Source organism: Bacillus sp. FSL P4-0248, assembly GCF_038593305.1.
Classification (GTDB): domain Bacteria; phylum Bacillota; class Bacilli; order Bacillales; family Bacillaceae; genus Bacillus; species Bacillus safensis.
In genome coordinates this window covers 1,251,190-1,276,373 of sequence record NZ_CP151983.1, presented here as the reverse complement: position 1 = coordinate 1,276,373, position 25,184 = coordinate 1,251,190, and the positions used below count along the sequence as shown (strand labels likewise).

Below are 25,184 nucleotides of genomic sequence, written 5' to 3'. Positions count from 1 at the left end.
AGTTCCATCTGAACGACGACGCTCCCCCGCCTCTTTTCCTTTACGATAAAAGAAAAAGAGGTGGATCACATGATGAATTGGAGCTACGATCTTGTTAAAATCATGTATGAAGAAAAATTAAAAGAGCTGCTTCATTTAGATGAACCAGCTCAAAACGATTAAATGGAGACTCCCTTTATATGAGAGGGAGTTTTCTTTTTACGCAGATAGAAAGCGCTTTCATCAAAAATTCTTCACAGAAAGTGTCTTAATTTTATATTCTGACTAAAACCCTTCTGGAACACACCGATATTAACTATAGAAAAAGATAGTTAAAGGATTTGGTGAGATAATGGACAAAACATCGTTAATTGGTATTATTTTAGCATTTATTGCACTAGGTGTCGGTATGGTTTTGAAAGGTGTGAGTCTAACTGCTCTTCTCAACCCGGCGGCTATATTAATCATCATTGTTGGGACGGTTGCAGCTGTTGTCATCGCATTCCCTTCTAGTGAAATTAAGAAAACACCAAAATTGTTCGGCAAAATTTTCAAAGACAGCCAGCTTCCAACGATTCAAGAAATGATCCCTCTATTTTCAAACTGGGCACAAATTGCGCGTCGTGAAGGTCTTTTGGCATTAGAAGCAAGTCTTGAGGAAGTCGATGATGATTTTCTAAAGAACGGGTTAAGCATGGCAGTTGACGGCCAAAGTGCTGAATTTATTCGAGACGTCTTAACAGAAGAAGTTGACGCCATGTCTGAACGACATCAGTCAGGTGCATTAATCTTTACACAAGCTGGTACATACGCTCCGACGCTAGGGGTACTTGGCGCCGTTGTCGGACTTATTGCCGCACTTGCCAACATGGGAGATATTGAAGCACTTGGACATGCGATCAGTGCTGCCTTCGTCGCCACACTGCTTGGGATTTTTACCGGATATGTGTTATGGCATCCATTTGCCAACAAACTGAAGCGTAAATCAAAGGAAGAAGTAAAGCTTCGTCTGATTATGATCGAAGGTATTCTTTCTGTTCTTGAAGGTCAATCTCCAAAAGTCATTGAACAAAAACTTCTTATGTACTTACCAGCAAAAGAACGTGCAAATCTTGTCATTGAAGAAGGAGAAAATCAAAATGGCTAGGAAACGTAAAAACCATGATCATGAAGACCATGTAGATGAATCTTGGCTTATCCCTTATGCCGATCTACTAACGCTTCTTCTCGCCCTCTTCATTGTGCTCTTTGCATCTAGTTCAATTGATGCGGCAAAATATGAACAGATGGCTAAGTCTTTTAATGTAGTTTTTACTGGCGGTACTGGTGTTATGGATCAATCCAGCATGCAAAGCACGGAAGAAACTGAAAACAGCAACCAAGTCAAGAAAGCAGCCGAGGAAGAGAAAGATGAAGAAGCCAAAGCAAAGGCTAGGGACCAAGCGGTTCTCACAAAGGTCAAAAAGCAGGTCGATTCATTCATTGCAAATAAAAAACTTGGTTCAAAGCTCGAAACAAAGCTTACGGATGAAGGTCTTCTCATTACGATTGAGGACAGTATCTTCTTTGACTCTGGACGGGCAGTTATTCGCCCTCAGGATGTCCCGTTAGCAAAAGAAATCTCAAAACTGCTCGTCATTAATCCTGCTCGTGACATTGTCATTAGCGGACATACAGATAATGTACCGATCAGAAATTCAGAATTTGAATCAAACTGGTATTTAAGCGCCATTCGCGCTGTGAACTTTTTAAATATTCTTCTTGAAAACAGCAATCTAAACCAAGAGAACTTTAGTACAAAAGGATACGGCGAATTCAAACCGATTGCCTCAAACGATACAGCAGAAGGCAGAAGTAAAAACCGGCGTGTAGAAGTACTCATTTTACCGATTGAGAAAAAAGCGAAATAAAAAAAGAAGCCAGCGGCTTCTTTACAGATTGTTGACAAAGGGCTAAAATGATCTCTATTTTAGCCCTTTGTCTTCTTTTCAGCGTGATAGAAAACCTTTGCAGTCTAGGAATGAGCACCGGCACGCAGGACAGACAACTGAATGCGAGGGATTGCCTGCGCGCTGAAAAGGAAGCCAGCGGCTTCCTTTTTATTTATTCTTGATGATCATATAAATGCTTTGCACGCAGCCCTACATGTTTGAGCATATCGATGCAGGCATCTTTCTCTTCTTCGCTGAGGACACTGATCATCTCATGAATTTCTTTCGCATGATCTGGGAAGATGTCATCAAGCAAAGCTCGTCCCTGCTTGGTAATATGCGCAAATGTCACCCTGCGGTCTTCTGCACAAGCCTTGCGGCTGAGGAGTTCTTTCTTCTCCAATTTATCAACCACATACGTGATGCTGCCGCTTGCAAGTAAAATCTTATCACCGATTTGCTGAAGCGGCTGATCACCTTTATGATACAGCAATTCTAGCACAGCAAATTCAGTTGGATTCAGCCCGTGCTTCACAATATGTTTGTTCATGTGATGATTAATTGAGCGATAGGCACGTGATAATACAATAAATAGTTTCAATGATTTTTCAACATTATGATTTTCCATTTTTTATCATCCTTTATGAAATGCAACCCACTAATGTGACATTAATAAACAATAAGTAAAATGTCAACATTTTGATCCATCTTTAGCACGAAAATGAGACCAGAACGAATCACCTAATTTTTTAAAAATCACACAAGTCATCGTAATAAAGATAGGTTCAATGCTATAATAAGTCTATTAGGTAATACGTTGGAGCGATGAATGATGAGTATACTGAAAGGGTTTTGGAAGAAGATCAGGCTTTACCTTATTTTGGTCATGCTTCCAACCCTAATCATTAGTTATTTTATCTACGAAAAAGAAACTGAAAAAATCGATTTAAAGAACAAACAAACCGCTACACTTATGTTAAATATTCACAAAAATCAAATGAATTATTTAATAAGTGAAACAGAAGCGAGATTAACTTCCCTCGCCATGGGATTTGACCAGCCGCTTGAGACGAAAAAAGTACAAAACATCCTAGAGAAAATCTATAAACAAGAACCTCGTTTTTCAGGTCTGTATCTCCTAGACAAAAAAGGAAATGTAACAGCAAGCACCACCCCGTTAAAGGAAAAAATTAACCTATCATTCAGAGATTACTTTAAACGCATTCAAGTGACCAAGCAGACCGTGATCACAGACAACTATGTGAGCCGAATTACAAAACAGCGGATTCTCTCCATTTGTGTGCCTGTTCTCGATGAAAACGAAGAGGTCACCAATGTACTGATTGCCGCCATTCAAATTGACTATTTAAGAAATATTATGAATGTATTGAACCCTGATCTTCATTTTAAGATGCTGAATCAAAATGGACATGTCGTCTTTACAAGCGGTCCACAGCCAGTACCCGAGGGCGGCAGCACCGTGTCTACATATTTAGATGAAAACAGCTGGAAGCTGGAGGTTTTTCCGCAGCGTGCTTCAACAAGTGAAGTGCTGTCTGTGATGCTCATCCCTTTATCCAGTGCGTTTATTTTATTAAATATTTTATTCACACTCGTCCAATATATCGTGTTAAGGCGGCAAACTCAGCAGGAGCGTCATCAAAATGAAGCGCAAAAGCTTGAATTGATCGGAACACTCGCAGCAAGTACAGCACACGAAATTCGCAACCCATTAACAGGGATTAGCGGATTTATCCAGCTATTGCAAAAGAAGTATCATTCAGAAGAAGATCAGCTCTATTTTTCTGTCATCGAGGAAGAAATTAAACGGATCAACCAAATCGTCAGTGAATTTCTTGTATTAGGAAAACCAACGGCAGAAAAATGGCAGAATAACTCTGTAAAAGAAATTGTAAGTGAGATCATGCCGATCGTTTTCTCTGAGGCAAATCTTTATAATGTCGAAGTGGATTTGCAAATCAATACGATTCAAGATGTGGGCGTGTATTGCACAAAGGATCATATTAAACAAGTTGTTTTAAATGTAGCAAAGAACTCTTTAGAAGCGATGCCAAACGGCGGTCATTTGAAGATTGTGATCGAAGCTGAAAAAGAACATGTCATCATTAAAGTAGAGGATACAGGTGAAGGCATACCAGAAGAGATGTTAAAGCACATCTTCCTCCCCTTTATTACATCGAAGGAAAAAGGCACAGGTCTTGGGCTTGTCGTGTGTAAACGAATCATTTCGATGTATGGCGGAACAATTGATATTCATAGCGAAGTGAATAAAGGAACGACTGTCATGATCATGCTTCCTTCTGCTCACTCAGCATAACTGAAGATGTCAGCCGGTTTTGCTTATGCAAGACCGGTTTTTCATGTCAATAAGAGGGGCGGTTCACAGATAAAAGACTCATTTGAGACACAAGATCATGAAAGGAGGGGGCAGATTGTTTCTCATGAAAAAGAAGATGCTGATACTCATTCATCAGGTTGTCCAGTTCTTGACTATATTTAATTGTCTTCTCACCAGTGTAACCTTCCACTTGAGCAGCTTCTACCATTTGTTTTCTCTTCTCATCAATGGACATCAGCAATTGTTCTTTCCTTACGTAAATATTCATGATCTCAGCTCCCGCAATGATTTCGACTGTCTATGCTCAAAATGATCCGACACCAAAATTATACTTTATTTGTAAATTAAATTAAATATGCTTATTTTATTTAATTTTTTACAGCCTAAAGACCTTTTACCCAATCAAATTTGGGGGTAAACTTCAAATTTGGACAGGACTGACACATTGATTAAACAGAATTTTATCCTATGCAGAAGATCAAAATCAACTATTTTCTTTCTCATTTTATGTCTAATTTCCTAAAAAAAAGCTGATCTTCCGCCTCATGCGGAATGATCAGCTCTATCATTAAACCGTTTCTTCCTCGTAAATCGGCACCCAGCCCTCAGTTGTGACAAATATGCGAACTGCGACCACTTTGCGATCCTCTTGAAGTGTAAAGTAATGACGAATGTTTGGCGGAACAGAAATTAAATCACCTGGATTCAATCTCACATCAAAAAAGACGCCATCCTTGCCTTGAATAGCAAAGATTCCGTGCCCGCTCACAATAAAGCGTACTTCGTCATCTGTATGGTGATGCTCACGTTTAAAGTTTTGGAGCAGCTCATCAAGATTTGGCGTGGCATCAGATAATGAAATGACATCCTGCGCTTTGTACCCTCTTTTTTCAGAAATACTTTGGATTTCCTTTTGGAAAACAGTCAAAATCTCTTCCTTTTCCTCATCGGTTAAATCATACTTTTCTGATAAACGGTTTGGCAGCTTTTCAATATCCCAATGCTCATAAATGACCCCTTGGTTTTCCAAATATGATGCTACCTCTTGCTCGCTTTCAAGTAATGTGTTCTCTTCATTATGAATCAAAATCGTCGCCATGTGTTTTTCCTCCTTTTTATCTTACAAGCTGCTGTTGATAAAGCGCTAATTTTAAGTGATAGCTAAATAAAAATTCATATGCTTCTAATACTCGTTTTGCTTCAAAGGCTGTTTTTCCCCAGACTGTAATACCATGATTGCGAATGAGTACAGCACCAGATGACGCCTCTAGTGTCAGATGTTTGGCAAATTGCTCTGCAAGCTGCGGAATATGAGCTGGATTTTCAATAATCGGAATCGACACTTCTGCATCCTCTTCCCAATAACCAAGCGCTTTGATGATTTCGTTGCCTTTAAAACGAATCTCTCCCTTATCCCCATACAGCTCTGACATCACATTATTATCGATTGTATGGACATGGAGGCAGCAGCCTGCTTTCGTCCGTTCATATACGTACGTGTGAAGCAGTGTTTCAGCTGATGGTCTAAGCGGCTCGTTCGGATCATGGGGCTGGCCTGCCGCATTTACTAGCACAAAATCTTCGTTTGTTTCTTTTCGTTTATCTTTGCCGCTTGCCGTCACCAAAAACGTGATTGGATCATCCGACACCTTGATCGATAAATTACCGCTTGTTCCGAAAAACCAATCTCTTTGAGCCAGTTCACGTTTAACGTCTGCTAGCTCCTGCCAGCGTTTGCTCTTTGCGTCTGCCATTCCTTCACTTCCTTTATTTGAACAAATTGCGCTTGTAGATCAATAAATGTGTCATATTCCTTGTGTACGAGCCCGAGCTCTTGACATTCATTGAGCAAGTAGTCGCGCGCAAACGTAAGATCCGCATGCTTCGCCGCCTCCACATCAGTCACTGAATCTCCGATCATGATGATGAAGTCATCCTCATGAGTCAGCTTTCGAATGATTGAGGGCTTGCAGCATCCGCAGCCATTTTGACATTGCGTATCGCAGGCATGCGGCCATTCAATCTGAATATGGTCTTCCACAAATGATGCATGGTTGCAATAAATATCGTCTCGATCGACAATGCCTTCGAGGATGGGGTAGACAAAAAAGTCCATCCCCCCGCTAAGTACATAGAAAGGAATATCTGCTTTTTTTACCTCATCGACAAATTGCTTAAATCCTTCTCGAATCTCTGTATCTTCTAAAATAAATGATTGAATGGCATCCTTCTGATCACTTTTCAGTAATTGAAACATCTGCCCGACGCCTTCTTGAATGGTGATTTCCTTTGACAGGACACCATCCTTCAGCTTCGTCCATTCACTTGGTGCAAACTGTTTCATGATGCGGATGATATTATCATTTTTTGTAATTGTTCCATCAAAATCACAGCATACAATTGGTTTTTTCATTATTCTGCTACCCTTCCCCAAAGATCAAGTGCCGCTTTTAAGTCTTGGCAGGAAGCCGCCTTATCTTGGATGGTCTCTTCATGTATCACGGCATCAATGATCGAACGAAATGCCTTCCCTCCGCCAATGGCTCCCCGCGGATGTCCGTGAATGCCTCCACCTGCATTTATCACATGATCAATTCCAAAATCTTTGATCAATACTGGAACCATTCCTGGATGAATGCCTGCTGACGGGACAGGGAATGTTTTTTGAACCGTATCCTCTTTCACGCAAGCTTCATAGATTCCAAAGGCATCTTTTTTCGGAAGTGCAACCGATCCATAAGGTGAGGGAAAGAGGCTCAAATCAGCGCCAGCATATCGATTTAATTTGCCTAAAAGAAGAGAATGCGAGAATCCATATTCAGGAGAGGATGTCAAAGCACCACTCACAGCGGGATGCGCCATAATCGGCAGTGGAATGTCTGGGTCCTCAGCTAGGCTTTGCATGACATCAAGGCCGTATGCAAAGACATTGAATAAGAGCGCATCTGCCCCAAGTTCAGCGGCCTTTCTCGCTCGATCCTTCAGGTCAAAGGTTCTGCCCGTTAAATTGACAGCATACAGTGTGCGGTGTCCTGTTTCTTCATAGGTTTCTTTTAAAATCGCTTTTCCTTCTTTGATTCGCTCTTCAAAAGGGGCTAATGGACTTTCAAATAAAATTTCATCGTCTTTGATGAAGTCAACCCCGCCTAATGCCTGTAAGCGGATCTGCTCTTTTAAATCCTGCATATCACGGCCGATAACGCCTTTAAAAATACTCATTAATAATGGACGATCAAACACATTTACCTTTTTTCGTATGCCATCAATTCCAAATACAGGTCCTGGCAGGCTTTTTTTAAATTCTTCAGAAAATTGGATATCGACTAACTTCACTTTTCCGTCTAGTGAAAGCTTTCCAAAAATCGTCGTAAAAACAGCTGGTAAATCAGCTGAAAAGTTTGCCTCAGGATAAGCAATGGTCACCTCTGATTGATAAAGGCCATTTTCGGCTGGAACAGCCTTTTCTAATACTTTTTCAACTCGGCCTTTATGCTTTTGAAGCTGCTCCTTTTTGAGCTGCGGCAAATCCGTCCATGATCCAACTGTTAAACCAAGCGCGATCTGCTCCGCTTTTCGATTTATTTGTTCATCCTCTCGATGTGTTAATACGTATGTTGCCAGTAATTCACTCACTAGGAATCCCCTTTCGATTGCGTCATGCATATGTTCAATAAAAAAACCTCTTCAAGTGCTTCATGAGCGCCTTAAAGAGGTTGTTTCGTGTCATTCATCCGAATCTTATCTCTCAGCGCTTGCTGCAAGAATTAGCACCGTGCTTCATGGAAGTCGGTTGCCGGGCTTCATTGGGCTAGTCCCTCTGCCTACTCTTGATAAGAATATTCAATTTTCTTAAATATTGCCTGAATTATCGCACCATTTTTTTATGTTGTCAATGGCTTTTTTTCAAACAGCTTCAAAGCAGCGATGCGCTGAGCGGCTTCTTGTAACCGCTCCTCACTTGTTAGAAGCCCTACTCTCACGTACCCTTCACCGTGAGCACCAAAGCCATTACCTGGCGCAACAACAACATGTGCCTTCTCTAATAATAAGTCAGAAAAGGCTTCAGATGTATATCCTTCCGGCACCTTTAACCAAGCAAAAAATGAACCTTTTGGTGCACTGACTTCCCAGCCAATTTCTTTGCAGGCAGCCATCCACACATTCCGCCTTTTCTCATATCGATCATTTTGCACCTGCACGCACGTTTGATCGCTTAATAGCGCTTCCGCTGCTGCATCTTGAGTGGCTTTAAACAGCGAGACAAACAGATGATCCTGATAAAGCTCAACCGCTTCAATAACAGACGAATTTCCTGCTGCGAATCCTACTCTCCACCCTGCCATATTGTACGTTTTAGATAATGTGTAAATTTCTATTCCCGTCTCTTTCGCTCCCTCTACTTGCAGAAAGCTGAGCGGCTTTTCTCCATCAAATCCAATGCCGCCATATGCAAAATCATGGACTACACATAGCTCGTGATCTTTCGCAAACGTAACGGTTTCTTCAAAAAATGCACGGCTTGCCGTAGCCCCTGTCGGATTGTTGGGGTAATTTAAATACATTAATTTTGCCTTTTTCTTATCATCTTCAGGCAGCAAATCGTAGTCAGGTAAAAAATCATTTTTTTCAAGAAGTGGCATGGTTACCATATGCGCTCCAGCAAGCACAGCGCCTGACCAATAATCAGGATAACCAGGATCAGGGACAAGAAGCGTATCACCCGGATTCAGCAGACATTGCGGCAGCTCAACAAGCCCTGCTTTCCCGCCAAATAAAATCGCAATTTCCGTTTTTGGATCAAGTGCGACCCCATATTCTCTTTCATAAAAAGCGGCAGCAGCCTTTTTTAATTTCGCTGTTCCACGGAATGAGGAGTATTGATGATTTTCAGGTTTTGCTACCGCTTCCTGCATGGCTTTTACAATGTGCGGAGGAGTTGGCTGATCAGGATTTCCCTGCCCCAAATTAATGATATCTGCCCCTTCCCGCACTTTTTTCTGCACCTTTTGGACAAGGGACGCAAAAAATTGTTTCGGTAATTGTTTCAACACATCTGATTGCTGGAATTCCATTTCTTCACCTTCTATTCAAGTTACGTGACAATACAATCACTGTAATGGATTGTTTTATGAATTGTAAAGCAATTTTGAAAAAAGATTGACATGTAAAGCGCAGCTCTGATAATATCTTGAATTAAGAAATGCAATCAGACACGAAACAATTACATATTGATTTCTCTTATCGAGAGTTGGGCGAGGGATTTGGCCTTTTGACCCCAACAGCAACCGACCGTTAATACCACTGTGAAGTGGGGCGCAGCAAGTAACGCGCCAAGACAATTGTCTTATAGGGCACGGTGCTAATTCCATCAGACGTATGTGCTGAGAGATAAGAGAGGCTTTGAGCATACACACCATCAAGCCTCTTTCTCTCAGGAGAAAGAGGCTTTTTTATATGATTTGGAGGGGAAGCAATTGGTTACACTTACGGCATCATATGAAGAACTAACAGAAAGCTCGGCAGTTGCACTCGCAATTAGACTTGGCTTGATCCAAGAAAGCAGTCATTTGACATGTACTGAAATTGGGGACGGGAATTTAAATTACGTCTTTCATATTTATGATCACAAACAAGAAAAAGGATTGATCATCAAGCAGGCGCTGCCTTATGCAAAGGTGGTAGGGGAGAGCTGGCCGCTTACATTAGACCGGGCAAGAATTGAAAGTGCCGCCCTGATCAAGCAGTCAGAATATGCGCCTCACCTTGTACCAGCAGTCTATTATTCAGATACAGCTCTTGCAGTGACAGCCATGGAGGATCTCTCCCACTTAGAAATCGTCAGAAAAGGGCTAATTGCCGGAAAACAATATCCGCATTTATCTGATCATGTTGGAGAATTTTTAGGAAAAACACTTTTTTACACATCTGACTTTGCTACAAATCCTAAAATCAAAAAACAATTTGTGAAGCAATTTACGAACCCTGACCTGTGTGATATCACAGAAAAACTCGTCTTCACAGACCCTTTCTTCGATAGTGAAACAAATGACTTCGAAGAAGAATTAAGAGAATCAGCAGAAGCGCTTTGGGCAGATCTTGAAGTGCAAGCTAGGGCAGCAGAATTAAAGCGTATCTTCCTGACATCAGCTGAAACATTGGTTCATGGAGATCTTCATACAGGCAGTATTTTTGCAAATGAAACTGAAACGAAAATCATTGATCCAGAATTCGCGTTTTACGGTCCCTTCGGATTCGATATCGGCCACTTTATCGCCAATCTGTTCCTGAATGCTTTATCTCGCGAGAATGAACACGAGCAGCAGCACCTTTTTAACCATGTCGTCAATGTATGGGCAACCTTCAAAGAAGTGTTCACAAAAGCTTGGAAAGAGGACAGCATTGAAGCGTTTAGTGTATCGGACAGCTTTTTAGAAACAACGTTTGACCGGATTTTAAAAGAAGCAACAGGCTTTGCCGGCTGTGAGCTTGTCCGCCGAACAATTGGTCTTGCTCATGCCGCTGACCTTGATGCAATTCCATCACCAACTAGACGGATTCAGCAGAAAAAAGCAGCACTGACACTTGGAAAAACATTTATCAAACAATATCATGCAGTGGAAACAGCGTCTGACCTCGTCGCATTATTCCAGCCATCTGTAAAGGAGTGACGGGTTTTGTCAAAAGAATTTGAAGTCCCCCGTTCTGTCGAATGGGAAGAAAACCGTATTAACATTTTAAATCAGCAAAAATTACCAACCGAAACCGTATTTGAGCATTTATATACGAAAGAAGATGTGTATGATGCGATTGTGTCATTAAAAGTACGCGGAGCGCCTGCGATTGGCATTACAGCAGCTTTTGGGCTGGCGCTTAGTGCACAAGCAATTGAAACAGAAGAATTGGATGTTTTTAAACAAGAAGTCATTCGAATCAAAGAATATTTAAACAGTGCTCGTCCAACCGCTGTGAACCTCGCCTGGGCATTAGACCGGCTGCTGCAGCGCATTCAGCGTGCAGCATCAGTGAATGCAGCCAAAACAGACCTTGTGCATGAAGCCATTCAAATTCAAATAGAAGATGAAGAAACATGCAGACAAATCGGTCAAAATGCACTTCAGCTCTTTAAATCAGGTGACCGTATCATGACCATTTGTAATGCAGGCTCCATCGCAACGAGCCGGTATGGAACAGCCCTTGCTCCCTTTTATTTAGCCAAAAAGAAAAATCTTGATCTTCACATTTATGCATGTGAAACACGCCCTGTTCTTCAAGGCGCTCGTCTGACAACATGGGAGCTCATGCAAGGCGGCGTGGATGTGACGCTCATTACAGATAACATGGCAGCCCATACGATGAAGGAAAAGCAAATTTCTGCTGTCATTGTTGGAGCTGACCGTATCGCCCGTAATGGAGATACAGCGAATAAGATTGGAACGTTAGGTCTTGCCGTTCTAGCCAAGCATTTTAACATTCCGTTTTTTGTAGCAGCACCGCTTTCAACCTTTGATGTATCCACCCGCGACGGGTCAGATATTCCAATTGAAGAGCGCGACCCGCTGGAAGTAAAGGAATTAAACGGCGTCCCCATTGCACCGCCTGATGTTCAGGTATTCAATCCCGCCTTTGATGTCACTCCTCATCATCTTATTTCAGGCATCATTACAGAAAAGGGAATTATCACATCGAACTATGCAGAAGAGATTGATGCTCTTTTCGCCGAAAGCATCTCCCAGTGATCGCAAAAAAGCGCCGTGTTCTTGTCATTTAAGAGCACCGCGCTTTTTTGGTTCTTGATTCGTTTTTGTTAAGATTTCTTTTTTTTGTTCTTCTGTCAAAACGTTCATTTTGACACATAGTGACGTCACGGCATACATTTTGCCTTTTTTGCCCCAAAACATGCCAGCGCCCTCCTTTTTCCCTCAACCAACTTTTTTAGCTTAATAAAAGGATATGTCGCTTGACAAACATTCGGAACAGGTCAATCGATTTATTTTTGAACAAATGGGATGCCTTCTAATTCAAGGAGGACCGCTTTCATGTCTGTTTTCGATCCTGCATAGCCCGTCAGAGTCCGGTCTTTTCCAATCACCCTGTGACACGGGATAAAAATAGGTAATGCATTTCGTCTGTTAGCTTGTCCGATGGCTCTTACAGCCTTTGGATTGCCAATCGCTTCTGCAATGTCTGCATAGCTTTTTGATTCACCATATGGAATGGCCGACAATGCTTCCCACACCTGCTCTTGGAACGGAGAACCAGTTTGCTTGAGCGGGAGATCGAATACTTGCCGCTCACCTTTGAAATATTCATCTAGCTGCTTTTTCGCTTCTTGTAAGACAGGCGTATCTGCTTGCTTTAGATTCGCTGCCTGCTTTTTTGCTAAAAACGGTTCATCATCAAACATCACCTCGATGATGGCACCGTCCTTTTCTAGTATGTATAATTCCCCGATGGGTGCGTGATAGACGGTATAATACACGTTACTGCTCTCCTTCTTGTTTCTGCTGCCTAAGTGGCAGCGTGAGATGGAAGACGGTTCCTACGCCTTCCTCACTTTCTACCTCAATGGTTCCTTGATGCTCTTCAATAATTTTATAACTAACCATTAAGCCAAGTCCAGTTCCTCTTTCTTTCGTTGTATAAAAAGGCTCGCCTAGACGCTTTAGCTTATCCTCTGCCATTCCGCAGCCTTCATCACGCAGTGAAATGACAATATGCTCCTCGCCCTTCCGCTGAATGCTCACATAGACATTTCCTTTGCGCGGCATGACTTCAATTGCATTTTTTAAAATGTTAATAAAGACCTGCTTTAATTGGTTTTGTTCACAATAAATGAGCGGAATCTCATCCAGCACATTGAGATGCATTTGAACATTGCCAAGATTCGCCTGTGCGTGCAGAAGATCCATCGTGTCTTTCACAATTTGCACCACATTTTTTTCTTCATATACAATGGCTTGCGGTTTCGCTAAAATCAAAAATTCGGTGATGATGGATTCAATCCTTTTCAGCTCTGATGTGATGACATTAAAATAGAGCGAATATTCCCCTTCTATATTTCCTTTTAACAGCTGAATGAAGCCTTTTAATGCTGTCATCGGGTTTCTAATTTCATGAGCAATTCCAGCGGCAAGCTCTCCGACCACATGAAGGGTATCTGATTTTCTCACCCGCTCTTCTAATTCCTTCCGCTCTGTCACATCTCTAAAGATCGCCAAATTCATATTATGGATAATGTTGCGTTTAAAAGAGAATTCCAGGATACGCTGATCTGGATGGTTCAGTACAAACGGAACCTCATTATCCATTTCATCTAATGACATCGCCTCGGCGGGCTGAGCCAAATTTTCTATTTGATAAGGAGCAAGGATGTGGAAAAGATTCATTTCTGTTAAATGATCGTCCTTCAATTGAAGCAGCTCGCTGGCAGATGGATTGACTTCAATGATTCGGTATTGATTATCAAAAAGAACAATGCCGTCCATTGAGCCATTAAAGACTTTACGGAATTTGAGCTCACTTTCGCGCAGCTCCTGCTCCATTCTTTTTCGATCACTTACATTACGTAAAATGGTTAAGTGCTGTCCTTCTAATACCGCATGCTTTGAAGTAAACTCAAGCTCTTTATACTGTCCATTAGCCATTTTGAACAACAGCTCTTCCCTTATTTCATCATTCCGGATATAGCGTCTTCTTGTTGGTCTATATCTCTTATCAGATTTGACGAGAAAGTCGGTGAGTTTTTTGCCAATCAGCGAGTGCATCGGTAATTCAAAAATTCGGCAGGCTGATTCATTGGCTTTCACAATCTCTCCATCGTCCGCCCATATGATGATGGCATCCATTGCATTTTCAAAAATTTCTCTAAAGCGTTCTTCACTTTTTAACAGCTTCTCTTCCATCAGTCTTTTTTCTGTAATATCCCGCATGATGGACATATAAAAACCACTCATCACATTTGATGTAATGGTGAGTTCAAATAATTTTTGCTGGCCAGATTGAAGGGTAACAGGAAGCTCCCCTTTTGCTTTCCCTGTTTCTTTAAGTGACGTTAAAAGATGCTGCAAGGCGGGAAGATTTTCTTCTTCGACAAATTCATGTAAATAGCGATCGGTTAAATCAGTCTTTTGCAGCTCAAAGCTCTGACAAAAAGAATGATTCGCATCAATCATGCAGCCATCCTGATCAAAAATGACCATCCCGTCAATGGCTCGGTCAAACAAATCTTTGAACAGCTGCTCATTCATGGAGCGTTCTCGTTCTAATATTTTCTTTGAAGAAATATCTCGCATGACCACAATATATTGCTGACTCATGGTATCGTGCTCTGCGACAAATTCAATGTATTTTGTCTCACCATTTTCCAGCTGAATGGAGATCTCTCTTTTTAACGTACCTTTTCGAAAAAATAGATCGAGTGAACATTCAATTTTATCTTTCGGGATGCCGTATAGGAAATCTAGAACGGATTTATTGAGGAGGTCTTCTTTCGGTGTCTGGACAAGCCTGCATGTTGCTTCGTTGGCTTGGATGATGTTGAGGTGCTGATCAAATATAAAAATGGCATCTAGCGTCTTATTTAATAGCATTTTTTGTTGCATTAACTCAGTTCGCAAATATTCGTTCTCTTTTTCTAATTTTCTGATATCTCCCGCAGGGGTTAACCTATTGCCATCGAGCGTTTCAGTCATTCTCTTACACTCCTTTTCCAGCCTCATTCCTCTACAATATTTCTACAATATTTTCATTGTTCCTTCATTCGACTCATAAAAAAAGATAACTTTTTACACGAAGACTGTCTCATTTATTTCATTTGGATGACAGGATTGTATAACGGTTCACTTTTCTTACGCTTCTTTTACAACCATTCTACAATTTCACATCAAATAGCGAATTGAGCGAAAATGTATTTTAGAATGAGGCAAATAAGGGAACAGTGCACTTAGAATATTTATGTTTGAAATCGAGCAGGAAAGGTGATGTTATGGCATCTTCACGAGATAGTTATTTTGATAATGCGAAATTCCTTCTGATTTTTCTAGTTGTTTTTGGTCATTTGTTACGATCATTCATTCATGATAATGACTGGATGCTCTATTTATACAAGTTTATTTATACCTTTCACATGCCCGCCTTTATTTTAGTTTCTGGCTTTTTTGCAAAAGGGTTTAGAAAACCGGGCTTTATGAAAAAAGTCGCCGTTAAGCTGATCATCCCATATTTAATCTTTCAGGTGATCTATTCGGTTTACTATTATCTCTTGCAGGATCAAAGCATGGCCAATTTAAATCCAATTGATCCACAATGGTCCTTATGGTTTTTAATTAGTTTATTCTTTTGGAATTTGCTGCTCATTCCTTTTTCAAAACTGCCGTTTCACTGGGCGATGATCGTCAGTTTATCGATTGCTTTACTCGTCGGTTATGTGGACAGCATCAGCGATACACTCAGCTTATCACGTACGTTTGTCTTTTTGCCTATGTTTTTAGCTGGATTCTATTTAAAAAAGCAGCATTTTGAATTCATCCGTACAAGCAAAGGAAAGCTGGCAGCACTTTTTGTATTAATGGCTGTGTTCCTGTTTTGCTACTTCTATGAATTTGATTATTCCTTCTTATTTGGCTCAAAGTCGTATGCTTCTCTTGGGGATGAAGGAATGATTGCGGCGATGAAACGAATGGCATGGTATTTGCTTGCATTTGGCGCTACTTTCAGCTTCTTTGCATTAGTTCCAACACGCCGTTTCTTCTTTACAAAATGGGGAACAAGAACGTTATATGTTTATTTATTACACGGCTTTGTGATCAAGCTGCTAAGAACCACTTGGTTTGATGACTGGGCGCTAAATGCAGCAAGTGTACTCATTTTATTGCTGCTGACCATTCTGTTAACCTTTACCCTGTCTAGCACTTTTGTCAAAACCGTTGCACAGCCAGTGATCGAGCTCAAAATGACCCATCTCATGCGAACGATCACCGGCAGGCAAGGCAGTTATATCAAATAAAAACGATCCTTCATGGATCGTTTTTTCTATTTCTTATTCTGCTGACATGCATCATCTTTCTTTGGCTTTACCAACGTATCAATCCATTTGCTGCTGTTAATATCTCCAAGCTCACTGCCAAATTCCTCTTCTAAAATATCTGGGTCCATTGGCTTTTTATGGTCCTTCATCTCTTTGCTCTTCATATGCTTCTTAGTCACGAGATGCTCCCCCTTGTTTCCCTTTATGAGAATTTCGGTTTGCCTGACGATCTCTTGATTGTTCGTCAAATTGAGTTTGTCCTTGATCATGTGCCATACTTTCTGTCGGCGTCATATTATTTGTTAATGCTTCATTTTTCGCTGCTTTTCTTTTCATCTGAATTCAGTCCTTTTTTGACAGGTTTAGTTCTTCTCTTAATTGGTCAAGGAGTTCTTTCATTTGCTTGACCGTCACTGGCTTTTCCTCAGGTTTTAACTCATAGCCAATTTGCCCATTGGCTTCTAGCGTGGCTTTTTTGAGACAGCTGATGTCAGTGATGCCTTGCTGCTTTAAACGCATTTTAAATTCGTCCCTTGTGAGCCTTGTTTTCTTCAGCTTATGATCAAGCATTTGGCCATCCTGTAAAATCACGACCGATTTGCCTGAAAGCAATTTTTCAAAAAAATCCGATTGAATCGACAGCTTCTCCATAATGACAAGTGCCACAATAAAGATGGTAGCTGCATAAATGGTTTCAAGTAAATTATGCTCAATAAAGGGTTGGATAATAATCGATCCGATTGAAATCATGATGACTGTTTGTTGTACAGTTAATTGACTAATCGATTTAGGCCCTGCTATTCTCAGCAGCAAGGTACCAACTAGCAGCATGACAATTGCTTTCCATAACACATCCAGCACGTCTCGTTCACCTCTTACCTATAGATTGCGAACATCCCATGTGATTTAGCCAGTTAGATAATGGAAATAAAAAAACAGCATTCGAATTGAATGCCGTAAGATGTTGACAAAGGGCCAAAATGAAGATCATTTTGGCCCTTTGTTTTCATTTCAGCGTGATAGAAAACCTTTTAAGTCTAGGAAGGACGAGCACCGGAACGGAGCGAATTTGACATTCGTGAGTACCGGAGCGCAGAACTGCGGGCGAATGCGAGGGTTTGTCTACACGCTGACAGCATTCAAATTGAATGCTGTTTAGCCAATAATGACGCGCTCTTTCGGATAATGATAATTCGCTTCGCTTTCTCTCCGGCCTATTAAATATAAAAAGCTTGGAATGCCGATCCGGCCAATAAACATGACCACCATGATGATACATTTACCAAACACAGTGAGATCTGAGGTGATCCCAAGCGACAGCCCCGTTGTTCCGAAAGCAGAGCAGACTTCAAATAAATTTTCAAGAAGTGTATTATGCTCTGTTAAGGATAACAGGAACGTAGCGCCAAAGACCAAAATAAAGGCCATCATGGTTACCATAAGGGATTTATTAATATCCGCTTGATGAAGCTCTCTCTTGAAGATTTTAATGGACTTATTTCCCCTAGCAAAATGAAACAAGGCAAGTAAATTAAGAGCAAACGTAGTTGTCCGAATGCCGCCCCCCACAGAGCTTGGGGAAGCCCCGATAAACATGAGCATACATAAAAATAAAAGCGTCGGTTCCGTCAGCTGCGTAATATCTAACGTTGTCAGCCCCCCGCTTCTTGTTGCAGTCGATTGAAACAAAGAATAGAACAAGATTTCGTGCCAGCTTTTCCCTACAAAGCTAAACCCGGCTTCAAGTGCATATATTCCAATCGCTCCAACAACGACAAGGCCGCCGAACGTGAGCGTTGTGATTTTTGTAAACAATGAGAATGATGCGTGCTTTCGGTCCTGATTGAACAAATAATCCTTCACTTCCACGAGCACAGGAAAACCAATCGCTCCAAAGATGATCAGCAGCATCGTAATAAACTGGACGAAATAATCATCTTTGTAAGGAATAAGAGAACTCCCTGTAATATCGAAGCCCCCATTGGTTGTCGCACTAATACTTGAGAAGAAGCCATGTAAGAAAGCGCCTTGCACATCGTAATACTTGAGAAAATACATGCTTAAAATCAGCCCGCCGACAAACTCAATCAGCAAAATTAAATATAAGACCTGCTTCATTAGTTTCACAATTCCAGATAAATTGCTTTGGTTTTGATCTGCCATGATAAGCTTTCTTTCTTTAATTCCAATTCTTTTTCGCATAACTAGCCATACGAAGGTACCGAGCGTCATAATGCCGATGCCTCCGATTTGCAGAACAAATGCAAGGATCCACATCCCTGCCACACTAAATGTTTGTGAGGTGTCGACAACAGTCAGTCCTGTAACACTTACAGCACTCACCGCTGTAAACAAGGCATCAATGAATGTCCATTTGACTCCCTCTTGATGAGCCACTGGCAGGCTGAGAAGAATAAACGACACGGTCACAGCAAGAAAATAATAAAGGGCAATCAACTGAAAAGCTGACAGCCGGTCAATTAGCTTTTTTATAGGATTCATTATCATTCCTTCTTTTATCTATCTTTTCGAATACCTTTATCATTTTAATGAAAAGAGACATGATTTTAAAGCTATTTTATGCTTTATTTTCATTTTCATCAAAAAGAAAAGACATCCTGTTAAAGAATGTCTTTTTCCTCTTTCTTATTTTGCTTCTAGTCTTCTGATTCTTTCGTTTAAATCAGGGTGTGTTGAGAAAAGAGAAGCTTTTCGTTTACCGCTGATTTTAAGTGTAGCGACTGCTGTTTGATCATCATCTTTGATTCTTGACGTGTACGCCTCAAGTGAACGAAGCGCATGAATCATTTTATCTTTACCTGCAAGGTCGGCTCCGCCGCGGTCTGCATGGAATTCACGGTGTCTAGAATATGCAAACACGACAAGGCTTCCTAGGATAGAGAAAATGATTTGGAAAACAATCACAGCGATAAAATGAACAATCGGCACAAGCTCTTCGCGTGAAACAAAACGGCTAGCGATCCATGCCGCAATTCTTGAAAGGAACACAACAAACGTGTTGACAATTCCTTGAAGCAGCGTCATGGTCACCATGTCACCATTTGCAACGTGAGCGACTTCGTGGGCGATTACACCTTCAACTGCTGCATCATCCATTTCCTGAAGCAATCCAGTTGATACCGCAACAAGTGATCTTCTCTTAGAAGGACCTGTTGCAAAAGCATTTACTTCAGATGATTGATAAATACCAACCTCAGGCATTTTAGAAAGGCCTGCTGCTCTTGAAAGTCTGTGCACGCGGTCAACTAGCTGCTGCTCATCATATGTTAATGAATCCTTTTCTGGATTTAACACACGTACACCCATCATCATTTTTGCCATCCATCGAGACATTGCAAGTGACATAAACGAGCCAACAAAACCAACAACTGCACTGAATACAAGAAGATAAACGATATCAAGTCTTCCGTCTGCTCCTATATAAGAATCAACACCAGTTGCTGCACTAATAACCGACAGTACAATACCAATCGTAGTGATAACAAGAATGTTCGTTAATATAAACAGAAATATTCTCTTACCCATACATAACCTCCGCTGTCATATTAAGTTCAAATGAACTTATTAATAAAATTATAAAAATAAACGTCTCAAATTGCAAGGAAAAAGGAATCACTTTCTTTGTTTATCATAACGGCTAAAGCCCCGTCACATCAATATTTACGACATTTGCCCCAGCAGAAAAGTGAACAAATTGTGACGCACAGGTCTGATTTTGAGTTTATTTTGCATTTTCATCAAAAAGAGACTATGATGTTGAATTAGATCAATAATCACGTTTTGACGTACAAATGAGGTGGAACATGGTTACTTTTAAATTAACGAGAATTGACATGACAAGACTTCTGTATTCTCTAAAAGGAGAGGGAGATCTGACTCCGCTTCAGCTTTTGAAACTATCTGTAAAAAATGGCAAGGATCATGACTATGATGAATTAAAGATCCCGTCTTTTTTTGAGAAGCTTGAACGGCGGAAGCAAAAATCAGAGCATGGTCTTTCTACAAATGAAATTGTTGAGCTTGGCAACTTGTGTGAGCTGACTTCTCTTAAATCGACGGCGATCCAAAATTGGATCAAACGTGATATTAAAGATATGATTGGCCATCCAGAGCTTGGCAAGAAGTACTCTATTGATCAGGTCGTTATTTTATTAATTGTCAGGGATTTAAAATCAGTTTTTGACTTCGATACCATACGTATGATCTTATCTGCCTTATTTAACACCATCACAGATCGAACAGATGATATTATTAGTCCAATCCGTTTTTATGAAGCATATGCGCACGTCCTTGATTTTATTTATCACCATACACAATTTCCATTAAAGGAAACAAATTTACGAGAAATAACCGAGGAGCAGACAGACAAGCTTCATGACGAGTTTACAGAATTGACGAAGAGCCAATGGAATTTGATTAAAGGGATTATCAGTTCTACCGTCTTCTCTGTATTTACTTCTCATTTGCAAAGTACAGCTCAAGAAATGATGTATAATACGCTGCAGCTGAATAAGGGATAAATAAGAACCGAGGTGACCTTCATCATCTCGGTTTTTTGTACAGCAATTGCCAGCATAATTGTACGGCTTTTTTTTCAAAATAAGAAGGCGCAACAAACATGAGGTGAAAGGAGGAATACGAACATGGCAAATCGAAATCAACTTCTTGTTCCTGGAGTAGAACAAGCTTTAGATCAATTTAAATACGAGATCGCTCAAGAATTTGGCGTCACTCTCGGTTCAGATACAGTTTCACGTGCAAACGGTTCTGTTGGCGGTGAAATCACAAAAAGACTCGTTCAACAGGCTCAATCACAAATGGGTAATCAATCTAAATCATGACATGGTGAAATACGCCGGAGCTATTCTGGCGTTTTTTTATTGTTGATATGTGTGCTCATGCCGGTTCTCGCGATAAGGAAACGGTGCACCTTTCCCTTTTTGCTTTGCATGTTCTCTTTTTTGTTCAGCGGATGGATTGTTCTGATCCCTGCCGTTTTTTTTTGCGTGTTTTTCTGCATCACCACGTGATGTACCGTTCCAGTGTCTTCTTTCATCAGGATCAGTTGAGTGATTTTTTTTTTGCTCTTTATCGAAAGAATGATCCTTTTCTTCCTTTATGTTGCTGTCTTTGCTTTCATTATCAGGTTTTTGAGGCTTTTGAACAGATCCTTGCTCTTCCCTCTCTGCCTCCTTCTGCTCTTTGTGCTCAGCTTCAGGAGCCTCTTGATCTGGCTGCATCTCTTCGCTATCGTCTGTCTTTACGTCTTCTTGATTGTCTTTATCTGCTTGTTCTTCTTCATGTTTCTTAGGATCTTCTTCCTTCACAGCATCGTTCTCTGCTGCGTCTTCATCCTTTTTGATGTCTTCATGTTCTTTATTTTGCATTTCTTGATTTCTAATATATGTTCCTGTTGAAATGCCTGCCTTTTGAGCTTTTTCTCTTGTTTCCAGGTCACTTTCCACAGTTTCCAGCTTATAATTGCGTTTTTGATATTCACCAGAAATGGTGTTAATTTTGCTTTTTACGTTTGTTTTATATGTATTGTCCTGCTTGTTTTCATAAACGGTTGAAATATAAATACTTTTAGAATTGTTCACATATCCTTTTTTGTCACAGTCATCTATAATTTCCTGCACGACTTTGGTCATGTCGTTTTTTTCCAAATCCTTCATACTCGCCAGTACTTGCTTTGCATCTTTATTCAGCGGTGTGACACCGATCACTTGATAATTGTGATCAAGCTTCAGCTCAAAGCTTGGATTAATGTCAATTGTCATATACGCATATGCTTTTTGACTTGAGAAAGATGGCATCATAGTAAAAATCACGACAATAATCGCTGCTATTGATAGGATTCCTGCATTTAACGGACGTAAACGAAGCAGGTCAAAAAAACCGGCTCTTTTTCTTTCGAGACGTGATTCATTCGGAAAAGTCACTTCTTGGCCGATTTCATAGTTTTGCTCTTCATATTTTGTCCGCAGAAATTGTCCATCAGGGGTCAGCAGCGTGACATATTTTTTGTTTTTCTCTACTATAATGCCTCTTCTCATGAATTAAGCACCCCTTTAAGGTAATCTTTCAAATACACATAATCACCTGTCATAATGATCGCCATCGCAATGATATATTTTCTATTTCTCTCAATCGTTTTGCGGCTGACTTCCACTAGCTTTTCCAGCTGTTTGACAGGCAATTGTTTTTTCTGAAATAAAATGGTTCTCAGCTCATCATGTTCAACGAGTGTATGGGCTACTTTAATGGCATTTTGTCTGGCATCTGCATGCTTTGGTGAATGCTCAAGCAGCTCTTGAAACGTGAGACCGTAAACTTTCAATCGTTCTTTAAAATGTTCAATCTCTTCTCTTCTATGTTCTTGTTCAATTAAACGCCTATATTCATTTGCAGAGAGCTCTGCTTCAATCATGCTTTGAGAGTATTCGCCATTCTCACTTTCTTGCAGGTCCATTTGAACCGTTGGCGCATTTCTTGCTTCTTTTCGAATATAGTCAATCACTTTTCTTTTAATAATTAATTCTGCGAAAGCAAGCAGTGAGTTTCCTTTTTCGGCAGAGTATTTTTCTATCGCTTCATTAAAGGCTATTAAGCCTATGCTGAATTCATCATCTTTTTCATCTATATATCGTTTACAAACGGATGAAACCGTCTTAGCGACAAATGGTTTGTATTGCTCTATTAATGCATTTTGCAGTTCGATATCACCTTGTTGAATACTGATAGCCGACTGCTCTAATGTTTGCTTTTTCTTTCCTTTTTTAAACAAAAGGCTAAGCAATGGTTTCACCTCAGTTCTCCCTATATTACTCATTTATGATAGCTAATTTATGAGGGAAGCGCAAAGGAAGAAATGAGGAATTCATTTCCTGTTACTCAATTATGACATGTATGTCACCATCTACTTTACAATGTTTCGTCTAAAAGCAAAGAAATAAGGGGGTATCTCCCCCTTATTTGTAATATACGTGTTATGAAAATGAAATGATATTTCTTTCAAAAAACCTACTCTCCCAGGCGTGCCTCTTGTTTCTCCTCGTTTTCCTGCCCGCCTTTTCTTGATGGACTTGATAAAAACCAGCCAAATGCTGCAATTGCGAGAAGCACTGTCCAGAAAATGACTTTCCATAATGCTGAATGGATAAAGTGAGACGATACGACACCGATGGCTGGATGTGACAGTGTATAAAGCGTGAGCTTCACACCCACCCATCCGACAATGACAAATGCTGCTGTTTCTAGGCTCGGTCTTGTTTTGAGCAGTTTCACAAAGACCGTTGCTGCAAATCGCATAATAACAAGACCAATGATACCGCCTAAAAGAATAACAATAAATTGACCGCCATCGAGTCCGCCGATTTGCGGAAGACTTGTTTTTGGCAGTGTCACAGCTAAAGCGACTGCCGCTAAAATGGAATCTACAGCAAAAGCAATGTCGGCAAGCTCTACTTTCACGACTGTTGCCCAGAAGCCGCTTTGTTTCATGTTTGTATCTGTTTCTTTTTTCTTAAATACGTGCGATTTTAAAATATGGTGAATGGAAATATAAAGAAGATAAATGGCACCAATGGCTTGAACTTGCCACACATCCACTAAAAAAGAAATAAGAAACAGAGAACCAAACCGCATGACAAACGCACCTGCAAGTCCGTAAAACAGTGCCTTTTTTCTTTGTTTTTCAGGAAGGTGTTTGACCATCACGGCCATGACCAGTGCGTTATCAGCTGCTAAAATCCCTTCTAATCCAATCAGTACGAGCAGAACCCACCCGTACTCTAAAATAATAGCTGCATCCATCATCATTCCTCCTTGTTTTTATCTATTGTCCCACAACAGACAAAGGCTTATGAATGCAAAAAAGACCTTTGCCTGTAATGGCAAAGGTCTTGCTAGACATGTGATATGTAGAATCATGCCAACAAAGCCGATGAACATCAGTCCATGTAATGACGACTTTGTTTCCGGTAAAAACCGGACGCTACTCCCCTTTGGCGGGATTTAGAATATTTAGATTACTTATATCTTAATCAATAGACACTGAATTGTCAACAGGTGACTTTCTGTTCGATCCATTGATTAGGCAGTTGGCGTTTCTGTTTTTCTTTTTCTTCGTTTTATAAATAGGTACAGAACAAACAATAACACAACACCGATTCCAATTGGTAAAAGATAAGGATCTAACATAGCGCCAACCTCTTTCCAGTTCTCCCCAAGCATAAACCCAAGATACACATACACAAACGTAATTGGTGTAATCGCCAAAAACGTATACAGGCAAAAGACCCACACATTCATCTTAGCAATACCGCACGGGATGGAGATCAGTGTTCTGACTCCTGGTATAAACCGGCCGCTGAATGCGACCAATCCGCCATGCTTTTCAAAGAAAGCATCCGATTTATCAAGTGACTCAGGTTTTATAAAAAAGTACTTTCCATATTTATTTAAAAAGGGTCTGCCGCCGTAACGTCCTAACCAGTACAAGGTCAACGGGCCAGCCACGCCGCCAATGGAGCCGGCCGCCACAACACCGATAAAGGCCATGTCCCCTTCTGAGACCCAGTAACCCGCAAGAGGCAAAACCACTTCAGCAGGTACAAATTCAATGCATAATGCGAGGAAGATGCCAAAGTATGACAAGTTCTTAAAGGCATCAGCTAATGAAATAATAAAATCTTCGATGTTTATCAATCCCTTTCACACATAATCATTTGACTGATTCTATCTCTTTTAGAATCACACCATATATTAAACGAATAAAACCGAAGAAACGATTCACTTTTCATCGTTTTTTTACATTAAATTTGATTTTACTATAAAAGAAGGATGAAAAAAACGTTGATTGTTTTAT

General features: G+C 40.5%; 26 protein-coding genes, 1 pseudogene and 3 riboswitches. Of the genes and pseudogenes, 8 read left to right on the top strand and 19 right to left on the bottom strand.

All coding sequences use genetic code 11. The annotated features are described in order from the left end of the window. Positions 1 to 331 precede the first annotated feature (331 nt). Positions 332 to 1,126, top strand: coding sequence for a flagellar motor stator protein MotA (gene motA / locus NST65_RS06440; RefSeq protein ID WP_024424680.1), 795 nt, complete (start codon positions 332 to 334; stop codon positions 1,124 to 1,126). Then, the gene (gene motB / locus NST65_RS06435) at positions 1,119 to 1,889 is read left to right on the top strand and encodes a flagellar motor protein MotB (RefSeq protein ID WP_034281540.1); all 771 of its coding nucleotides are present in this window, start codon (positions 1,119 to 1,121) and stop codon (positions 1,887 to 1,889) included. The genes motA and motB overlap by 8 nt, the downstream gene beginning before the upstream one ends. A 193-nt stretch (positions 1,890 to 2,082) precedes the next feature. On the opposite strand, the gene NST65_RS06430 is transcribed toward motB, so the two are convergent. Then, positions 2,083 to 2,538: a MarR family transcriptional regulator gene (locus NST65_RS06430; RefSeq protein ID WP_034281539.1), complete on the bottom strand. Its 456-nt coding sequence runs from the start codon at positions 2,536 to 2,538 to the stop codon at positions 2,083 to 2,085. 204 nt (positions 2,539 to 2,742) lie between these two features. On the opposite strand from NST65_RS06430, the gene NST65_RS06425 reads away from it, so the two are divergent. Continuing rightward, complete coding sequence (locus tag NST65_RS06425) at positions 2,743 to 4,248, top strand: ATP-binding protein (protein WP_034281538.1); 1,506 nt, start codon at positions 2,743 to 2,745, stop codon at positions 4,246 to 4,248. Positions 4,249 to 4,294: 46 nt separating this feature from the next. Here NST65_RS06425 and NST65_RS06420 read toward each other — a convergent pair whose 3' ends face one another. From NST65_RS06420 to NST65_RS06395, 6 genes are all read right to left on the bottom strand, one after another. Further along, the gene (locus NST65_RS06420) at positions 4,295 to 4,537 is read right to left on the bottom strand and encodes an aspartyl-phosphate phosphatase Spo0E family protein (protein ID WP_024424676.1); all 243 of its coding nucleotides are present in this window, start codon (positions 4,535 to 4,537) and stop codon (positions 4,295 to 4,297) included. A gap of 300 nt (positions 4,538 to 4,837) precedes the next feature. Further along, positions 4,838 to 5,368 (bottom strand): cupin domain-containing protein, encoded by a 531-nt coding sequence (locus tag NST65_RS06415; protein ID WP_034281537.1) that lies wholly within the window; start codon positions 5,366 to 5,368, stop codon positions 4,838 to 4,840. Between the two features lie 16 nt (positions 5,369 to 5,384). Beyond that, on the bottom strand, positions 5,385 to 6,023 hold the full coding sequence (locus tag NST65_RS06410; RefSeq protein WP_034281536.1) for a methylthioribulose 1-phosphate dehydratase: 639 nt from the start codon (positions 6,021 to 6,023) through the stop codon (positions 5,385 to 5,387). Continuing rightward, positions 5,987 to 6,682, bottom strand: a complete 696-nt coding sequence (locus tag NST65_RS06405) for a 2-hydroxy-3-keto-5-methylthiopentenyl-1-phosphate phosphatase (protein ID WP_041116448.1) — start codon at positions 6,680 to 6,682, stop codon at positions 5,987 to 5,989. Before NST65_RS06405 ends, NST65_RS06410 begins: the two co-directional genes overlap by 37 nt. Further along, on the bottom strand, positions 6,682 to 7,932 hold the full coding sequence (mtnW, locus tag NST65_RS06400) for a 2,3-diketo-5-methylthiopentyl-1-phosphate enolase (protein ID WP_181566867.1): 1,251 nt from the start codon (positions 7,930 to 7,932) through the stop codon (positions 6,682 to 6,684). Before mtnW ends, NST65_RS06405 begins: the two co-directional genes overlap by 1 nt. A gap of 72 nt (positions 7,933 to 8,004) precedes the next feature. Next, a riboswitch (SAM riboswitch) is annotated at positions 8,005 to 8,106 on the bottom strand. A 44-nt stretch (positions 8,107 to 8,150) separates the two neighbouring features. Beyond that, positions 8,151 to 9,341 carry a pyridoxal phosphate-dependent aminotransferase gene (locus tag NST65_RS06395; RefSeq protein WP_041116445.1) on the bottom strand — a complete coding sequence of 397 codons (1,191 nt, stop codon included), beginning with the start codon at positions 9,339 to 9,341 and terminating at the stop codon, positions 8,151 to 8,153. A 163-nt stretch (positions 9,342 to 9,504) separates the two neighbouring features. Then, positions 9,505 to 9,664: riboswitch (SAM riboswitch) on the top strand. Positions 9,665 to 9,743: 79 nt separating this feature from the next. Between NST65_RS06395 and mtnK the strand changes: the two genes are divergently transcribed. Both mtnK and mtnA read left to right on the top strand, forming a co-directional pair. Beyond that, the gene (gene mtnK / locus NST65_RS06390) at positions 9,744 to 10,937 is read left to right on the top strand and encodes an S-methyl-5-thioribose kinase (RefSeq protein ID WP_041116443.1); all 1,194 of its coding nucleotides are present in this window, start codon (positions 9,744 to 9,746) and stop codon (positions 10,935 to 10,937) included. 6 nt (positions 10,938 to 10,943) lie between these two features. After that, positions 10,944 to 12,005, top strand: a complete 1,062-nt coding sequence (gene mtnA, locus NST65_RS06385) for an S-methyl-5-thioribose-1-phosphate isomerase (RefSeq protein WP_041116442.1) — start codon at positions 10,944 to 10,946, stop codon at positions 12,003 to 12,005. 24 nt (positions 12,006 to 12,029) lie between these two features. Here the strand turns inward: mtnA and NST65_RS06380 are convergent, their stop codons facing one another. The 3 genes from NST65_RS06380 to NST65_RS06370 form a co-directional block, all read right to left on the bottom strand. Beyond that, positions 12,030 to 12,167 (bottom strand): hypothetical protein, encoded by a 138-nt coding sequence (locus NST65_RS06380; protein WP_165585032.1) that lies wholly within the window; start codon positions 12,165 to 12,167, stop codon positions 12,030 to 12,032. 89 nt (positions 12,168 to 12,256) lie between these two features. Next, entirely contained in the window at positions 12,257 to 12,748 is a 492-nt protein-coding gene (locus NST65_RS06375; RefSeq protein WP_046310751.1) for a methylated-DNA--[protein]-cysteine S-methyltransferase, read from the bottom strand. Position 12,749: 1 nt separating this feature from the next. Continuing rightward, on the bottom strand, positions 12,750 to 14,960 hold the full coding sequence (locus NST65_RS06370) for a PAS domain-containing sensor histidine kinase (protein WP_034281528.1): 2,211 nt from the start codon (positions 14,958 to 14,960) through the stop codon (positions 12,750 to 12,752). A gap of 293 nt (positions 14,961 to 15,253) precedes the next feature. Here NST65_RS06370 and NST65_RS06365 point away from each other — a divergent pair, with 293 nt between their 5' ends. Then, positions 15,254 to 16,273 (top strand): acyltransferase family protein, encoded by a 1,020-nt coding sequence (locus tag NST65_RS06365; RefSeq protein WP_024426826.1) that lies wholly within the window; start codon positions 15,254 to 15,256, stop codon positions 16,271 to 16,273. A gap of 26 nt (positions 16,274 to 16,299) precedes the next feature. Here the strand turns inward: NST65_RS06365 and NST65_RS06360 are convergent, their stop codons facing one another. The 5 genes from NST65_RS06360 to htpX all read right to left on the bottom strand — a co-directional run bounded on the left by NST65_RS06360 (position 16,300) and on the right by htpX (position 19,840). Then, positions 16,300 to 16,473 carry a hypothetical protein gene (locus NST65_RS06360; RefSeq protein ID WP_170825835.1) on the bottom strand — a complete coding sequence of 58 codons (174 nt, stop codon included), beginning with the start codon at positions 16,471 to 16,473 and terminating at the stop codon, positions 16,300 to 16,302. After that, a complete protein-coding gene (locus tag NST65_RS06355) occupies positions 16,466 to 16,630 on the bottom strand; it encodes a hypothetical protein (RefSeq protein WP_087975542.1) in 165 nt (54 codons plus the stop codon). The genes NST65_RS06360 and NST65_RS06355 overlap by 8 nt, the downstream gene beginning before the upstream one ends. Positions 16,631 to 16,636: 6 nt before the next feature. After that, positions 16,637 to 17,155, bottom strand: a complete 519-nt coding sequence (locus NST65_RS06350; RefSeq protein ID WP_046310749.1) for a YetF domain-containing protein — start codon at positions 17,153 to 17,155, stop codon at positions 16,637 to 16,639. Positions 17,156 to 17,449: 294 nt separating this feature from the next. After that, complete coding sequence (locus NST65_RS06345; RefSeq protein WP_080701186.1) at positions 17,450 to 18,796, bottom strand: TrkH family potassium uptake protein; 1,347 nt, start codon at positions 18,794 to 18,796, stop codon at positions 17,450 to 17,452. Between the two features lie 144 nt (positions 18,797 to 18,940). Further along, the gene (gene htpX / locus NST65_RS06340) at positions 18,941 to 19,840 is read right to left on the bottom strand and encodes a protease HtpX (RefSeq protein ID WP_342489347.1); all 900 of its coding nucleotides are present in this window, start codon (positions 19,838 to 19,840) and stop codon (positions 18,941 to 18,943) included. A gap of 278 nt (positions 19,841 to 20,118) precedes the next feature. On the opposite strand from htpX, the gene NST65_RS06335 reads away from it, so the two are divergent. After that, entirely contained in the window at positions 20,119 to 20,835 is a 717-nt protein-coding gene (locus tag NST65_RS06335; RefSeq protein ID WP_025092320.1) for a DUF1836 domain-containing protein, read from the top strand. A 123-nt stretch (positions 20,836 to 20,958) separates the two neighbouring features. Then, positions 20,959 to 21,156 (top strand): alpha/beta-type small acid-soluble spore protein, encoded by a 198-nt coding sequence (locus tag NST65_RS06330; protein ID WP_034281522.1) that lies wholly within the window; start codon positions 20,959 to 20,961, stop codon positions 21,154 to 21,156. 36 nt (positions 21,157 to 21,192) lie between these two features. Here the strand turns inward: NST65_RS06330 and NST65_RS06325 are convergent, their stop codons facing one another. The 4 genes and pseudogenes from NST65_RS06325 to NST65_RS06310 all read right to left on the bottom strand — a co-directional run bounded on the left by NST65_RS06325 (position 21,193) and on the right by NST65_RS06310 (position 25,024). After that, positions 21,193 to 22,371: an anti-sigma factor domain-containing protein gene (locus NST65_RS06325; protein ID WP_061109749.1), complete on the bottom strand. Its 1,179-nt coding sequence runs from the start codon at positions 22,369 to 22,371 to the stop codon at positions 21,193 to 21,195. Beyond that, a complete protein-coding gene (sigI, locus tag NST65_RS06320; protein WP_003210952.1) occupies positions 22,368 to 23,123 on the bottom strand; it encodes an RNA polymerase sigma factor SigI in 756 nt (251 codons plus the stop codon). The genes NST65_RS06325 and sigI overlap by 4 nt, the downstream gene beginning before the upstream one ends. A 215-nt stretch (positions 23,124 to 23,338) precedes the next feature. Beyond that, a pseudogene (locus NST65_RS06315) lies at positions 23,339 to 24,230 on the bottom strand (TerC family protein). Then, positions 24,226 to 24,332, bottom strand: a riboswitch (yybP-ykoY riboswitch). It overlaps the preceding pseudogene by 5 nt. Before the next feature lie 77 nt (positions 24,333 to 24,409). After that, a complete protein-coding gene (locus NST65_RS06310) occupies positions 24,410 to 25,024 on the bottom strand; it encodes a DedA family protein (RefSeq protein ID WP_034281519.1) in 615 nt (204 codons plus the stop codon). Positions 25,025 to 25,184 lie beyond the last annotated feature (160 nt).